The organism is Nocardioides sp. JCM 18999 (genome assembly GCF_055391175.1).
The window spans coordinates 2658016-2672249 of record NZ_AP043887.1; the positions used below are offsets into that span (position 1 = coordinate 2658016).

Genomic DNA, 14234 nt, shown 5'->3' on the forward strand with positions numbered 1-14234 from the left:
GACTTCTGACATCAGGAAAGACCTGCCGCCTTGCACGCCTCGGCGTAGTCGGGGGTGCAGATGTCGGCAACCGTGTAGAAACCGTCAGCGATGATGGTGTCCTTCACGTTGTCCTTGGTCACGGCGACCGGGGTGAAGATGTAGGACGTGACGTCCTTGTAGGTGCTCTGCGCGATCCCGGTGTCGGTGGTCGCGGCCGGCTCGTCACCGTTCGCCAGGGCGACCGCGACCTCAGCGGCCGTGTTGGCCTCGATCGGGATCGGCTTGTAGATGGTCATCGCCTGCTCGCCGGCGAGGATCCGCTGGACAGCGGCGACCTCGGCGTCCTGACCCGTGATCGGGGGCAGAGCGTCGGCCTTGAAGCCGCCACCGGTCAGAGCGGCGACAACGCCACCGGCCTGGCCGTCGTTAGCCGCGTAGACGCCCTGGATGTCGGACGGCTTGTACTTGCTGAGCGAGTCCGTGACGAACTGCTGCGCGTTCTCCGGGCTCCAGTCCGGGTTGTCGTACTCGGAGAGGATCTTGATCCCGCTGGCGTCGATCACGCTGTGCGCGCCGGCCTTGAACTGAGCAGCGTTCGGGTCGCTCGGAGCACCGTTGAGCATCAGGATGTTGCCCTTGCCGCCCATCGCGCTGACCAGGGCCTCGCCCTGCATCTTGCCGACCGTCTCGTTGTCGAACGAGAGGTAGTAGTCAGCACCCTCGATGAAGCGGTCGTAAGCGACGACCTTGATGTCGGCGTCGTGCGCGGCCTGGACCATGCCACCGGCGCCAGCGCCGTTGACCGGGTCGAGGACGATGACCTTGGCGCCCGCGTTGATCGCGGAGTCGACCTGCGAGTTCTGCTTGGCCTCGTCCTGGTCGGCGTTGTAGTACTTCACGTCGCAGTCGGAGCAGAGCTTCGCGACAGCGTCCTCGAAGAGGGGCTTGTCGAAGGTCTCGTAACGGGTGGTCTTCGACTCGGGCAGCAGCAGCGCGATGGTCGCGCCCTTGCTGCTGTCACCGGAGGACGAGTCGTCGTCCGAACCGCAAGCGGTCAGAGCGCCGGCACCCGCCAGGAGCGCCAGGCCGGCGACCGCAGTGCGCCGAAGGTTTGTGATCACGGTGTTCTCCTCGCTTCAGGGGCGGCGGTGTGCCGCCCTCAGGAACAGTCTGAGTGTGCTGGGTCACATCCTTGTCGTCAAGCCATGGACGCAAGTTGTCACCGATTTGGGATGTGCACCGATTTTATCGTTATTACTTGACGACAAAGTCTGGGGGCCGCACAGTGATCCCGTGACGGATGTGACACCGCCCACCTATCGCTCCCCGTCGCCGGGTTCCCATGCCTCCCTCCGGAGCGCGAACCAGCGACGGGTTCTCGACGTGCTCCGATCCGGGGAGACCGAGTACACGCAGGCGGAGCTGGCGCGAGTCACCGGTCTGGCCCCGGCCACCGTCTCCAACATCGTGCGCGACCTGGCGGCGGCACGGCTCGTCGACACCGAGGCCGGCAGCGGCCGCCGCGGCTCCTCGGTCCGGCTCTCCCGCGACGCCGGCCTGGTCGCCGGCGTCGACTTCGGTCACTCCCACGTCGCCGTCGCGATCGGCACGCTCACCGGCGAGATCCTCGGCGAGGAGCGGATCTCGCTCGAGGCGACCCACCAGCACGAGGACTCCCTGGCGCTGGCGACCAAGCTGATCGCCGAGCTCACCCCGGCGGGTGGCCGCGTGCTCCGCGCCGCGATGGGCATCCCCGCCCCGATCACCGAGGACGTGGTCCAGGGACCGGGGATCCTCCCCGGCTGGAACGGCGTCGACAGCCGGACCCGCGCCGAGGCCGTCTTCGGCATCCCCGTCGACGTGGAGAACGACGCCAACCTGGGCGCCCTGGCCGAGCACCGCCGCGGCGTCGCGCACGGCGTCCGGAGCTCGGTCTTCGTCAAGATCTCCTCCGGCGTCGGCGCCGGCATCATCCTCGACGACAAGATCTTCCACGGCGCCGCGGGCACCGCCGGCGAGCTCGGCCACCTCACCCTGGACGAGGCCGGACCGATCTGCCGCTGCGGTGGTCGGGGCTGCCTCGAGGCCTACACCTCGATCAACACCGTGCTCGCCCGGACGGCGGGGCAGCTGCCGGCCGCGACCCTGGACGACGTGCTCGATGCGGCCCGGGCCGGGGAGGCGGCGGCGCTGCGAGCGCTCGAGGACGCCGGGATGCACCTCGGGTGGGGGCTGGCCAGCGTCGCGAACCTGCTCAACCCCGAGATGATGGTGATCGGCGGCGACATGGCGCGCGCCGGGGAGCTGCTGCTCGAGTCAGCGCGGATCGGCCTGCGTCGGCACGCGCTCGACATGGTCGCGCAGACGCCGGTCCGGACCAGCGACCTGGGTCACCGGGCCAGCTTGGTCGGCGCGGTCCTCCTGGCCGCCGAGCGCACCGAGCTGCCCATCGCCTGATCGATGAAGGTCGCGACCTCCTCGACGGCGGCACGCGCCTCGGGCAGCCAGGAGGCGGCGGCGTGGAAGACGTGCACCTGACGCGACCACACCTGGAGGTCGACGGGCACGCCGGCAGCCGCCAGCCGACTGGCCATCAGCTCGGCGTCGGCCATCAGCATCTCGCGTGAACCCACCTGGATCAGGGTCGGCGGGAGGTCGGAGACGTCCATGTCGACCGGGTCGACGAGCGGCTCGAGCACGCCGTGCTTCGCGTCAACCTTGCGGATCATGGCGGAGAAGCGGTCCAGCGCCGCGGCCGGGAAGAGCTGGCAGCGGTCGACGTTGCGGTGCTGACGTCGTGGGCCCGGATCGATCTGCAGCACCGGGGACAGCGCCGCGACACCTGCGGGTCGTCCCCAGCCGGCGTCCAGGACCGCGCGGGCCAGGGCGAAGGCGAGGTATCCCCCGGCCGAGTCCCCGGCGAGCGTGATGTCCGCAGGCTGGTAGCCCTGGTCGAGCAACCAGGCGAAGCCGTCCATCGCGTCGGCCAAGGACCAGGTGATCGGCGCCTCGGGCATCTGCCGGTAGCCGACGTTGAGCACCGGGACCCCGGCCGCAGCCGAGATCCGGGAGACCAGTCCACGGTGGGTGTTGAGGCCGCAGCAGAGGAAGGCCCCGCCGTGCAGGTAGAGGATCGCGCCGGCCTCGCGGTCGAGCCGGTCCCCCACCCCGTTGCCACGGATGAGCTCGGCCGGGCAGGAGCGCAACGCGATCTCGTCGACCCGGGTGCCCGCAGGCGCCGGTCGACCCGCGGCCAGCTTGTCCACGAGGTTGGGCGGGAAGAAGTCGAACGGGAGGTGGGCCCACAGGCCCAGCACGGGGCGAACGGTCAGCCGGGCTCCGGTGCCGAGCGCCCAGGAGCGCCAGCTCGTCGCTTCGAAGTACGTCGGCGTGACTGCTGCCGCGACCGTGCGACCGCTGTGCCGACCCGTGCGTGTTGCCACGCCGCCCCCACTCATCAGGAACTTCATGCCTCCCCATTCGGCACGAAGAACAGTGACCTATGCCACAACAATGGCTAGCGTACTCGTCACCTGCCCGATGTCCGGTCATTCCTGGAGGTTCACTCGATGGGTTTCATGCCTCCCACTGACTCGATGTTCCTGATGGTCGAATCACGCGAACACCCCATGCACGTCGGGGGTCTGCTGCTCCTCGAGCCCCCGGAGGGCGCCGGGCCGGAGTTCGTCCAGGACCTCGTCACCGGCTTCCGGGACACCTCCCAGCTGTCGGCCCTGTTCCGCAAGCGCCCGGCCGATCCGGTCGCGTCGCTGGGCTCGACCTGGTGGACGACCGACGACACGGTCGACGCCGACTACCACGTCCGGCACACCGCTCTGCCCGCGCCCGGTCGGATCCGGGAGCTGCTGCAGAACGTCTCGCACTGGCACGGCACCCTGCTCGACCGGCACCGCCCCCTCTGGGAGGCGTACGTCGTCGAGGGGCTGGCCGACGGCCGGATCGGTCTCTACACCAAGATCCACCACTCCCTCGTCGACGGCGTCTCGGCGCTGACCCTGCTGCGCCGCGCGTTCGACGAGGACCCGAACCGGACCGACTGCGTGCCACCGTGGGCGCTGCCGCCGCGGGTCAAGGCGTCCGCCCCGACGGTGCGCGGGCCTCGGAGCCTGGCGCTCGGCGGCGCTCGGGCCACGGCGGAGATCGCCAGCCTGGTGCCGGGCGCGCTCAAGGTCGCCCAGCACGTGTGGCGCGAGAGCGACGTGACCCTGCCCCGCGCACCCAAGACGATCCTCAACGGCCCGGTCGGCGGCGCCCGACGCTTCGCCGCGCAGTCGTGGGAGATCGAGCGGATCCAGCGGGTGGCGAAGGCCTCGGGCACGACCCTGAACGACGTCGTGATGGCGATGGTCGGCGGCGCCCTGCGGACCTACCTGCTGGAGCAGCACGCCCTCCCAGACGAACCGCTGACCGCGATGGTGCCGGTCTCCCTCGACCTCCGCGATGCTGGCCGGAACCCCGGCACGGAGCGCGACGGCGGCAACGCCATCGGGATGATCATCGTCAACCTCGCCACCGACGAGCCGCTCGGGGGGCGCCGGCTCGAGCGGATCTCGCACAGCGCCGGTCAGGCCAAGCGCCTGCTCGGTGACCTCAGCCGGACACAGATCCTCGCCCTGTCCGGGCTGCAGATGCTGCCGCTGGGTCTGACCCCCCTGCCCGGGGTGGTCAAGTACACCCGGCCGCCGTTCAACGTGATCATCTCCAACGTGCCCGGCCCGCGCTCACCGATGTACTTCAACGGGGCCCGGCTCGACGGGATGTACCCGGCCTCGATCGTGCTCGACGGCCAGGCGGTCAACGTGACCCTGTGCAGCCGGGACAAGCACCTCGACGTCGGCATCGTCGGCTGCCGCTCCAGCGTGCCGAGCCTGCAACGGCTGCTCGGGCACCTGGAGGACGCACTCACCGAGCTCGAGCAGGCCTGGCCCTGAGCCGAGCTGCTTACCAGTGCACGCCCTTGAACAGCTGGGCGAGCATCTGCTGCTGCGACTCCGTTGCCGGGGCGGCGTCCCCGCGCGCGGCCGCCGAGTCGGGGAACACGTGGTAGGCCAGGTTGAGCACCCGGAACGCCGCCTTGGGCGCGATCGTGTGGGCCAGGGAACCGACGGTGCCGGACAGCGTGTTGATCTCGTGCGGCCGCTCGACGAGGGCCCGGATCACGATGTCGGCCGCCTGCGCCGGTGAGATCGTCGGGAACCGGTCGTACATCTTGGTGGGCGCGATCATCGGCGTGCGCACCAGCGGCATGTGCACCGAGGTGAAGCTGATCCCGTCGCTGAAGAGCTCGCTCGAGACCACGTTGCTCCAGGCGTCCAGCGCCGCCTTCGAGGCGACGTAGGCCGAGAACCGCGGCGGGTTGGTCAGCACCCCGATGGAGGAGATGTTGACCACGTGGCCGTGCTTCTGGGCCTGCATCCCGGGGATCAGCCCCATGATCAGCCGGATCGCACCGAAGTAGTTGAGCTGCATGGTGCGCTCGAAGTCGTGGAACCGGTCGTGGCTGAGCTTGATCGAGCGCCGGATCGACCGGCCCGCGTTGTTGACCAGGAAGTCCACCGAGGGCAGCTCCTCGGAGAGCCGGGTGGCGAGCGCGTCGATCGCCTCGAGGTCGGAGAGATCGCACGGGAAGACGTGCGCCTGGCCGCCGCGCAGCTCGATGGTGAGCTGGAGCGCCTCGAGCTTCTCCCGGCCCCGGGCGACCAGCACCGGGATCCCGCCGGCCTGGGCGACCTTGAGCGCGGTGACCTGGCCGATCCCGGAGGACGCACCGGTGATGACGACGTACTTGCCCTTCAACGCCTTGCGGACGGCAGCCGAGCCGGTGGTGTGGGTGTCGAGGTTGTCCTCCCAGTAGGTCCACAGCGTCGCCATGTAGTCGTCCAACGACGGCACCTCGAGGGCGCCGGCGAGCGCTGCCTGGGTGCGGCGTGAGTCGAACGTCGGGCGGAAGTTCACGTGGGCGAGGACCTCGGCGGGGATCCCGAGACGACCGACGGTCTGGTTGAGCGCGGCCTGGAGCGGCAGCGAACGGATCGCGCCGGTGACCAGCCGGCCGGGCCGCAGCGCGCGCGGGACCAGGCCGAGCGCGTGGGTGGTGAGGTTGCGGTCCAGCGGGGTGGCGAAGCGGGGTGCGCCGGCCGCGGCGCAGAAGCCGTTCAGCATCTCCACCACGGGCTGCGGGGTCGGGTTGACCAGGTGGAAGGCCTCACCGTCACGGCCCGGCAGGTGCGCGAGCACGTTCATCGCCTGCGCGACGTAGTCGACCGGCACCACGTTGGTGTCCCCCAGGTCGACCCCGACGAGGGGCAACCAGCCCGGCAGCACGTCCCGCAGCCGCTTGATCAGCGAGAACAGGTAGTAGGGGCCGTCGATCTTGTCCATCTCGCCGGTGGTGGAGTCGCCGACCACGATCGCCGGGCGGTAGACCCGCCACGGCACCGTGGCCTCCTCCCGCACGATCCGCTCGGACTCGAACTTCGTGCGGTGGTAGGGCGACGGCAGCGGCTGGCCCTCGTCGAACATCTCCTCGGTGAAGACGCCCTCGTAGTCGCCGGCCGCGGCGACCGAGGAGACCTGGTGGAAGCAGCCCACCTGGAGCTCCTCGGCCAGGGCGAGGGCGTGCCGGGTGCCCTCGATGTTCATCAGGTCGTTGGTGGCCGCGTCGGCGGTGATGTCGTAGATCGCGGCGAGGTGGAAGAAGTGCTCGATCCCGCCGATCTGGTCCGCGGTCCAGTCGGGGTGCACGCCGAGCCCCGGCTCGCTCAGGTCGCCGACGATCGGGAGCACCCGATCGACGCCGCCCCACTGCCGGATCAGACGCTCCATCCGGTCCATCGACCCGGCGCGGGTGATCACGAAGATGGTCCCCTCGCGGGTGGCGAGGAGCTCCTGGACGAGTCGACGGCCGATGAATCCCGTGGCGCCGGTCACAACGTAGGACATGGGCCGAGGTTAGGTCCTACGTCCTGATGCCGCCATAGATTCCTCGCCGCACGATCCACGGATACAGGACGTGCCGCACCGACCAGGCCGGGAAACGGAAGTCGCGGCCGGACGGGGCGAAGACCCGCAGGCCGTCCGGCTCGGCACCGAGCACCGAGCCCCAACGCCGGCGCGGCGGGCTGAAGCTGCCCAGCTCGCCACCGTCGACGAAGGCCCGGATGTTGCGGGCCAGCAGTTTGTCGGCGCGGTTGCGCGCCGAGGAACGCAACGGGTCGGTCGCCGCGACGTCGCCGATCGCGAAGAGCTCGGGGTGGCCGACGACCTGGAGGGTCGGCTCGACGGCGACGAAGCCGTCGGCGTCGAGCAGCGCCGGGTCCAGCCAGTCGGTGTGGGGTCGCACCCGGCCGGTCGCCCAGATGACGGCGTCCGCGGTGGTCGCGGGCTGGCCGGTGCTCCACGCGACGGGACCGGCGCCGATCCGACCCAGGTCGACGCCGGTGAGGTCGGCCCGGTGGCCGGGGATCAGGTCGACGCCCGCCTCCCGCAGTCGGCGCTCGACGGTCCCCCACGTGCGCGGATGGTGCTGGACCAGCGCCCGCTCACCGGGGAAGGCGAGCATCACGACGGTGTCGGGCCAGCGCAGGGCGACCTGGTAGGCCGTCGCCACCGCCGCCGCGCCACCGCCGACCACCAGCACCGAGTCGGCCTCGGCGAGCCGGGCGTGGTCGGCCGCGAGGTCGGCGTCGATCTGGTCGGTCGTGCGCACCTCGGGGGTGCGCCAGAAGCCGTTGCTGACGCCGGTCGCGATCACCAGGACGTCGTACGACTCGGTGAAGGGACGGCCGGCGGGATCGGTGGCCGCGACGGAGCGGCCGTCGAGGTCGAGGCCCCTCACTCGCGCGTGCCGCACCCGTGCCGCGTCCAGGCCGCGGAAGCGGTCCAGGCCGATCCGGTACTCGGCCGCCCAGGTCTCGGGCCGGGCCAGTCGCAGGCCGAGCTCCTGCCCGCTGACGAGCGCCGGCCGGGTCGAGATCCCGACGACCTCGAGGTCGCGGTGCCGGGCCAGGTGGACGGCGGTGAGCAGGCCTGTGTCGCCGAGCCCGGCGACCACGACCTTCGTCATCGCACAGTCATCGCTGGCTCACACCCGCTGGGACGCGCGGCTGGGCGGGCGCGGGAACAGGCGCGGCACGGTGTCGATGATCTGCTGGTAGGACGGGCGCCGCTCCAGGCTGCGCTTCTCCATCATCGGGATGCTGGCGAACTCGAACATCGCGAGCATCGCGAGCGCACCGAGGATCAGCCACCACCAGTCCTCGGGAGCACCGCTGATGCCGAAGAACGCGAGCGAGAACCAGAAGCTGACCTCGCCGAAGTAGTTGGGGTGACGCGACCACGCCCACAGACCCTGGTCCATCGCCTGGCCGGGCTGGCGAGTCCGGATGAAGCGCCGCATCTGGGCGTCGGAGATGAACTGCAGGGTGGGCGCGCCGAGGCCGATCACGAGGGCGACGATGTCGAGCCAGCCGATCTCGCGTCCGGGGCGGGTGAGGACGGCGTACGCCGGCACCAGGGCGCCGAAGACGATCACGGTCGGCACGACGTGGATGCCCATCAGGTCGTTGAACGCCTCGAACCGGCCGGTGCCACGCACGCCGGGGTAGCGCCAGTCCTCGTGGTGCAGGCCGGGCCAGTCCTGGAGCCAGTTGGCGGTGAGCCGGATCGCCCAGACCGCGATCACGATCAGCACCAGGAGCGTGCGGGTGTCGGAGACGGCCGGGTCGGTCGCCGCGATCGTCCAGAAGGCGGCGAGGAAGGGCGGCAGCACGCTCCAGTACGGGTCGTAGCAGCTGGAGTTGTGCAGCACCCGGCTGCCGATGAAGACCACGACGGTGGCGATCAGGTCGGCGATGAACCCGTCGAGCCAGAGCTGGTCGGTCGCCGGACCCCAGAGGAGCCAGCCGGTCGCGAGACCGAAGGCGATGACGTAGACGATCCCGACCCGGGTTAGCGAGGCACCTTTGCTCAGCACAGCACGGACGGTACAGGAACGTGTTCTACTTCACACGGGATCCCGTTCACCACCGCGGTGCCGGTCGGCGCGTCGAGCAGGCGGGCGTCGCCCAGAACGTTGGAGTTCACTCCCTCACCCAGCCCCCACCCGTGCGGCAGGCTGACCACGCCCGGCCGGAGCGCCTCACTCAGCTCGACCTCCACCTCCAGCTCCCCGGCGGCGGTCCTGACCCGGACGAGACCCCCGTCGATCAGGTGGCGGCCACGGGCGTCGTCGGGGTGGATCTGGAGGGTGCAGGTGTTCGTGCCGCCCTGAAGCGCCTCGACGTGGTGCATCCAGGAGTTGTTGGAGCGCAGGTGCCGGCGGCCGATCAGGACGAGCCCGCCGTCGGTCGGCTCGGGTGCCTCCCGGAGCCGTACGACGTCGGCCACGATCGCCTCCGGCACCAGGTCGATCCGGCCGTCGGCGGTGGAGAGCACGCCGGGCAACCGCGGCAGCAACGGGCCGAGGTCGATCCCGTGCGGGGCGTCCTGGACCGCGGCGAGGTCGAGGTCGTACGGCCCCGACCGGAGCAGCAGGTCGAGGAGTCGCTCCGGACCTGCCAGCGCCGGGTCGGGGTCGACCCCGTTGAGCGCCCCCATCTGGGCGGCGAGGGCGTCGTCGAGGGTCTCGACCGGGACGTCGGCGCCGAGGCCGCTGGCGATGGCCGCGATCCGCAGCATCGAATGCCACTCGGGCAGCACCGCCGAGTCCAGCAGGGGCGGTGACCAGCGGGCGATGTTGCGCACCGCGTACTGGTAGAGCAGCAGGTCGTAGTGACCGCGCTCGAGCGGCGACGGTCCGGGCAGCACGACGTCGGCGTGCCGGGTGGTCTCGTTGAGGTACGGGTCCAGGCTGACCATGAACTCGAGGCCGTCGAGGGCCTCGCCCAGGTCGGAGCCCGGGACGCTGACGCACGGGTTGCCGCCGACGGTGACCAGGGCCCGGATCCGGCCCTCCCCCGGCGTCGTCATCTCCTCGGCCATCAGCACGGCCGGCAGCTCCCCCATCACCTCGGGCAGCTGGGAGACCCGGCTGCGCCAGCGGCCGTGCCGGAACGCCTTCCGACTGCCGGCTCGTGCGTTGGGTTGGCCGGCGGCGGCGAGCGGGAACATCACCCCGCCGGGACGGTCGAGGTTGCCGGTGAGGATGTTGAGCACGTCGATCAGCCAGCTCGCCAACGTGCCGAAGGACTGGGTCGTCGTCCCCATCCGGCCGTAGACCGCGGCCCGTTCGGCCTGCGCGAGCTCTCGGGCGAGACGACGGATCGTCTCCGCATCGATCCCGGTGCGCACGACCACCGACTCGGGCGGGAACTCGCGGGCGATCGCGCCGACCTGCTCGACCCCGTCGACCAGGGCGGCCAGCTCGGGGGCCCGGTCGATCCGGATCAGGTCCTCCTCGGCCAGGGTCGCGATCATCGCGAGCAGCAGCCAGGCGTCGGCACCCGGCCGGATCGGCACGTGCTCACTGGCGACCTCGGCGGTGCGAGTGCGGCGCGGGTCGACGACGACCACCGTCCCCCGGTCGGCGATCGCCTTGATCCGTCCCCGCATGTCGGGCGCCGTCATCAGGCTGCCGTTGGAGACCAGCGGGTTGGCGCCGAGGATCAGCAGGTGGTCGGTGCGGTCGAGGTCCGGGATCGGGACGGTCGCCGGGTCGCCGTACAGGTAGCCGGAGACGAAGACCTTGGGGATCTGGTCGACGCTGCCGGCGCTGAAAACGTTCGTCGTCCCCAGGGCCTTGACCAGCGGTCGGAGGTAGAGCGCTCCCGCGAGCTGGTGGGCGGTCGGGTTGCCGAAGTACAGTGCCGCCGCCTGGCGTCCGTGGGCCTCGAGGATCGGGGGCAGTCGGCGCTCGATCTCGGCGAACGCCTCCTCCCAGGTCGCCTCGACGAACTCCCCGTCCCGCTTGATCATCGGCGCCCGGAGACGTCCGGGCGCGGAGTGGAGCTCGCCGATCGCCGCTCCCTTGGGGCAGAGATAGCCGCGGCTGAACACGTCGTCCTTGTCGCCGCGGGCACGCAGGGTGTCCGGATCGATCAGCAGGCCGCAGGTGGCTTCGCACAGCGGGCACGTGATCGGCGTCATAGTTCGGGACTATAGGACGCCCCATGTTTGATCCGCGCCCGTTCGGGTACCACTCCTCCTGCAGTACACAACTCAAGGAGGAATCAGATGGGTCTCTTGCTGTGGATCATCGCCGTGGTCCTGGTGGTCGCGGGCATCTTCGCTCTGATCAGGGGTCAGCTCTTGTGGGGGATCGTTCTGATCGTGGTCGGCTTGGCAGTCGGTCCTGGCGGAGCCAGCATCTTCAACTAGGTCATCCGGCGGGCGGCGCATGGGACGCCCGCCGGAGTGCCAGCCACTGCAACAGCATGATCGTCTTGCCGTCGGCGATCCGTCCGTCCGCGACCATCGCGAGCGCCGCCTGCAGCGTGAGCTCGAGGACCTCGATGTCCTCGCCCTCCTCCTCGACGCCACCACCCAGGTCCAGGGCGTGCGCGCGGGTGTACGGCGCGACGTAGAAGTGCAACCGCTCCGTCACGGAGCCGGGGCTCATGTAGGCGTCGAAGACGTGCTGGACCTCGCCGACCTCGACACCGAGCTCCTCGGCGGCCTCGCGACGGATCGCGGTCTCCGGGTCGTCGCCGTCGAGCAGGCCGGCGGCGGCCTCGATCAGCATCCCGTCCGGGTGGTCGTTGACGTAGGCCGGGTAGCGGAACTGCCGGGTCAGCAGCACGGTGTCCCGCTCGGCGTCGTGCAGCAGGATCGTGGCCCCGTTGCCCCGGTCGTAGGTCTCGCGCTGCTGGGTGGTCCACTGTCCGTCGCGCCGGCGGTAGTCCAGCGTCGTACGGCGCAGGACGTGCCATCCTGCGGAGGTGAGCTCGACGTCACGGACCACCACGTCGGGGTTCCGTGTGAGGTCACGTCCGACCTGGTCGAGGCCGGTCCGTCCGCGGTGGTCAGGGATGTCGATGCCGGGCTGTGCCATCTCGACAGCCTAGGCAGCGCCGCGAAACCTACCGACGGCTCTCGTCCGTCCACACCATCGTCTGCTGGTGCATCCTCCGCCCATGGTGCCGCGAGCCCGGGATGACCGGGTTCTGCCCGTGCCGGACGAAGCCCATCCGTTCGAAGAACCGCACCGCTCGGGTGTTCTCGGCCGTGGTCTGCAGGTAGCACCCAGGAACGCCGAGCTCGCGCAGCCTCCCGAACCAGAGCTCCATCACCCCGTCGGCAGCCCCGTTGCCCCGACCTGCTGGCAGCAGGTCGATGTGCAGGTGCGCGGGCCAGCGAGGATCGGCGAGCTCGCCCGCCATCGGTTCGCGCCGGAGCCGGCACCACGCCGAGTCGAGGGCCGCTCGGAGGAAGAACCGGCGAGACTCACGACGACGGAGGAGCCGGTACTTCCGGATCACGTCGTGGACCCGGTCCTCCTCGCTCGGGAAGCGGCGCTCGTCCACACAGCCGACCAGGTACCCGGCGAGCGTCCCGTCGACGACGGCGACGAACGCCGACGTCGGCTCGAGGTCGAGGTACGGGGTCAGGTAGACCTCGGCCAGCGAGGCCTCGTGACCCCAGACCTCCGAGCCCGGCGCTCCCGCGCCCGCCGCCGAGAACAGTGCGACCAGGCCCTCCCGGTCGGAGGCCTGGTACGGCCGGGTCTCGACGTGGGCCATGCCCCGAACCTAGCCCGCGTAGGCGCTGCGCAGCTTGCCCTTGACCATCTTGCCGGTGGGCGTGCGGGGCAGCTCGTCGGCGAAGTGGAACTCCTTGGGCACCTTGAACCGCGCCAACCGCTCGGCGGCGAACGCGCGCAGCTCGTCCTCGAGCGCCGGACCCGCCACCGCGTCGGGGGCCGGCTGGACGAAGGCGACCACCCGCTCCCCCATCACCTCGTCGGGGACGCCGATCACCGCGATGTCGGCGACCGCCGGGTGCAGTGTGAAGAGGTCCTCGATCTCCTGCGGGTAGATGTTCACCCCGCCGCTGATGATCATGAAGGCCTTGCGGTCGGTGAGGTACAGGTAGCCGTCCTCGTCGAGGTAACCGAGGTCGCCGACGGTGGTCCAGTTGTCGTGCTCGGGGTGCTCGGCGGCCGCGGTCTTGCCCGGGTCGTTGTGGTAGCTGAAGTTCCGGACCTCGCGCTCGAAGTAGATCGTCCCGATCTCGCCGGGCCCCAGCTCGGCCCCGGCGTCGTCGACGATGTGCGGGATCCCCAGCAGCGCCTTGCCGACCGACCCCGGGTGCTCGAGCCAGTCCGCGGAGCTGATCATCGTCGAGCCGTTCGCCTCGGTCGAGGAGTAGTACTCCTCGATCACCGGCCCGAACCAGTCGATCATCTGCTGCTTCACGTCGACCGGGCAGGGGGCGGCGGCATGGATCACGCAGCGCAGCGAGGAGACGTCGTACGACGTCCGGACGTCCTCGGGCAGCTTGAGCATCCGGACGAACATGGTCGGCACCATCTGGGTGTGCGTGACCCGGTGGGTCTGGATCGCGGCGAGGGCGGCCTCGGCGTCGAAGCGTTCCATCATCACGACGGTGCCGCCGAAGGTGTGGATCGCGCCGACGAAGCGCAGCGGTGCTGCGTGGTAGACCGGCGCCGGCGAGAGGTAGACCATCGAGTCGTCGAAGTCGTAGACCGCGCCGAAGACCGACGGGTAGAGGTAGCCGGGCTCGTCGACGGCGATCGGAGGCAGCGGCGGCTTGATCCCCTTGGGACGACCGGTCGTGCCGCTGGAGTAGAGCAGGTCGTCGCCGTGCGGCTGGGCCGCGAGCGGTGCCGTGCTCGCCGCGGCGAGGGCAGCCTCGTAGTCGTCGTACCCGGCGACCTCACCGCCGAACGCCAGCCGCACCCGGACGGACTCGGGCACCTCGAGGTCGTCGACGACGTCGGCCAGAGCGGCCGAGACGATCAGCGCCTTCGCCCCGCAGTCCTCGGCGATGTACGACACCTCGGCCGCGGTGAGGTGGCTGTTGATCGCGGTGATGTAGAGCCCCGAGCGCAGCGCCGCCCAGTAGACCTCGTAGGTCTCGAGCCGGTTGTCGCTGACCATTGCGACGACGTCACCGACCGCGAGACCTGCCGCCTGCAGGTGGTGCGCCAGACGGAGGCTGCGCTCGTCGAGCTCGGCATAGGTCAGGGTCAGGCCGCTGCCGGCCATGATCAGTGCTGGCTTGTCGGGCTGCGTCGCTGCCCACGTCCCCGGGTACATACCCGATCTGTATCA

General features: G+C 70.5%; 12 protein-coding genes. 3 read left to right on the forward strand and 9 right to left on the reverse strand.

Annotation, left to right across the window (positions count from 1 at the left end):
- Positions 1-11: 11 nt before the first annotated feature.
- Positions 12-1103, reverse strand: a complete 1092-nt coding sequence (locus ACZ5J1_RS13110; protein WP_464559476.1) for a sugar ABC transporter substrate-binding protein — start codon at positions 1101-1103, stop codon at positions 12-14.
- A 262-nt stretch (positions 1104-1365) separates the two neighbouring features.
- Between ACZ5J1_RS13110 and ACZ5J1_RS13115 the strand changes: the two genes are divergently transcribed.
- Complete coding sequence (locus ACZ5J1_RS13115; RefSeq protein WP_464559478.1) at positions 1366-2439, forward strand: ROK family protein; 1074 nt, start codon at positions 1366-1368, stop codon at positions 2437-2439.
- On the opposite strand, the gene ACZ5J1_RS13120 is transcribed toward ACZ5J1_RS13115, so the two are convergent.
- On the reverse strand, positions 2373-3452 hold the full coding sequence (locus tag ACZ5J1_RS13120) for an alpha/beta hydrolase (protein ID WP_464559480.1): 1080 nt from the start codon (positions 3450-3452) through the stop codon (positions 2373-2375). The two genes, ACZ5J1_RS13115 and ACZ5J1_RS13120, sit on opposite strands and share 67 nt — an antisense overlap.
- Positions 3453-3560: 108 nt before the next feature.
- Here ACZ5J1_RS13120 and ACZ5J1_RS13125 point away from each other — a divergent pair, with 108 nt between their 5' ends.
- Positions 3561-4934 (forward strand): WS/DGAT/MGAT family O-acyltransferase, encoded by a 1374-nt coding sequence (locus tag ACZ5J1_RS13125; RefSeq protein ID WP_464559482.1) that lies wholly within the window; start codon positions 3561-3563, stop codon positions 4932-4934.
- A gap of 10 nt (positions 4935-4944) precedes the next feature.
- On the opposite strand, the gene ACZ5J1_RS13130 is transcribed toward ACZ5J1_RS13125, so the two are convergent.
- The 4 genes from ACZ5J1_RS13130 to ACZ5J1_RS13145 are packed head-to-tail and all read right to left on the reverse strand — an operon-like array spanning position 4945 to position 11088.
- The gene (locus ACZ5J1_RS13130; RefSeq protein WP_464559484.1) at positions 4945-6945 is read right to left on the reverse strand and encodes an SDR family oxidoreductase; all 2001 of its coding nucleotides are present in this window, start codon (positions 6943-6945) and stop codon (positions 4945-4947) included.
- 16 nt (positions 6946-6961) lie between these two features.
- Positions 6962-8068 carry an FAD-dependent oxidoreductase gene (locus ACZ5J1_RS13135; protein ID WP_464559486.1) on the reverse strand — a complete coding sequence of 369 codons (1107 nt, stop codon included), beginning with the start codon at positions 8066-8068 and terminating at the stop codon, positions 6962-6964.
- A gap of 18 nt (positions 8069-8086) precedes the next feature.
- Complete coding sequence (locus tag ACZ5J1_RS13140) at positions 8087-8977, reverse strand: DUF1295 domain-containing protein (RefSeq protein WP_464559488.1); 891 nt, start codon at positions 8975-8977, stop codon at positions 8087-8089.
- Positions 8971-11088, reverse strand: coding sequence for a molybdopterin-dependent oxidoreductase (locus ACZ5J1_RS13145; protein ID WP_464559490.1), 2118 nt, complete (start codon positions 11086-11088; stop codon positions 8971-8973). The genes ACZ5J1_RS13140 and ACZ5J1_RS13145 overlap by 7 nt, the downstream gene beginning before the upstream one ends.
- Positions 11089-11175: 87 nt before the next feature.
- Here ACZ5J1_RS13145 and ACZ5J1_RS13150 point away from each other — a divergent pair, with 87 nt between their 5' ends.
- On the forward strand, positions 11176-11319 hold the full coding sequence (locus tag ACZ5J1_RS13150) for a GPGG-motif small membrane protein (protein WP_464559492.1): 144 nt from the start codon (positions 11176-11178) through the stop codon (positions 11317-11319).
- Position 11320: 1 nt separating this feature from the next.
- Here ACZ5J1_RS13150 and ACZ5J1_RS13155 read toward each other — a convergent pair whose 3' ends face one another.
- The 3 genes from ACZ5J1_RS13155 to ACZ5J1_RS13165 are packed head-to-tail and all read right to left on the reverse strand — an operon-like array spanning position 11321 to position 14219.
- Positions 11321-11992 carry an NUDIX domain-containing protein gene (locus tag ACZ5J1_RS13155; RefSeq protein WP_464559494.1) on the reverse strand — a complete coding sequence of 224 codons (672 nt, stop codon included), beginning with the start codon at positions 11990-11992 and terminating at the stop codon, positions 11321-11323.
- A 28-nt stretch (positions 11993-12020) separates the two neighbouring features.
- Positions 12021-12680, reverse strand: coding sequence for a GNAT family N-acetyltransferase (locus tag ACZ5J1_RS13160; protein ID WP_464559496.1), 660 nt, complete (start codon positions 12678-12680; stop codon positions 12021-12023).
- 9 nt (positions 12681-12689) lie between these two features.
- A complete protein-coding gene (locus ACZ5J1_RS13165) occupies positions 12690-14219 on the reverse strand; it encodes an acyl-CoA synthetase (RefSeq protein WP_464559498.1) in 1530 nt (509 codons plus the stop codon).
- Positions 14220-14234: the final 15 nt, after the last annotated feature.

Coding starts and splice junctions, on each gene's coding strand:
- ACZ5J1_RS13120 (WP_464559480.1), bottom strand. CDS start 3,452: ATGAAGTTCCTGATGAGTGGGGGCGGCGTGGCAACACGCACGGGTCGG.
- ACZ5J1_RS13125 (WP_464559482.1), top strand. CDS start 3,561: ATGCCTCCCACTGACTCGATGTTCCTGATGGTCGAATCACGCGAACAC.
- ACZ5J1_RS13130 (WP_464559484.1), bottom strand. CDS start 6,945: ATGTCCTACGTTGTGACCGGCGCCACGGGATTCATCGGCCGTCGACTC.
- ACZ5J1_RS13135 (WP_464559486.1), bottom strand. CDS start 8,068: ATGACGAAGGTCGTGGTCGCCGGGCTCGGCGACACAGGCCTGCTCACC.
- ACZ5J1_RS13145 (WP_464559490.1), bottom strand. CDS start 11,088: ATGACGCCGATCACGTGCCCGCTGTGCGAAGCCACCTGCGGCCTGCTG.
- ACZ5J1_RS13150 (WP_464559492.1), top strand. CDS start 11,176: ATGGGTCTCTTGCTGTGGATCATCGCCGTGGTCCTGGTGGTCGCGGGC.
- ACZ5J1_RS13155 (WP_464559494.1), bottom strand. CDS start 11,992: ATGGCACAGCCCGGCATCGACATCCCTGACCACCGCGGACGGACCGGC.
- ACZ5J1_RS13160 (WP_464559496.1), bottom strand. CDS start 12,680: ATGGCCCACGTCGAGACCCGGCCGTACCAGGCCTCCGACCGGGAGGGC.
- ACZ5J1_RS13165 (WP_464559498.1), bottom strand. CDS start 14,219: ATGTACCCGGGGACGTGGGCAGCGACGCAGCCCGACAAGCCAGCACTG.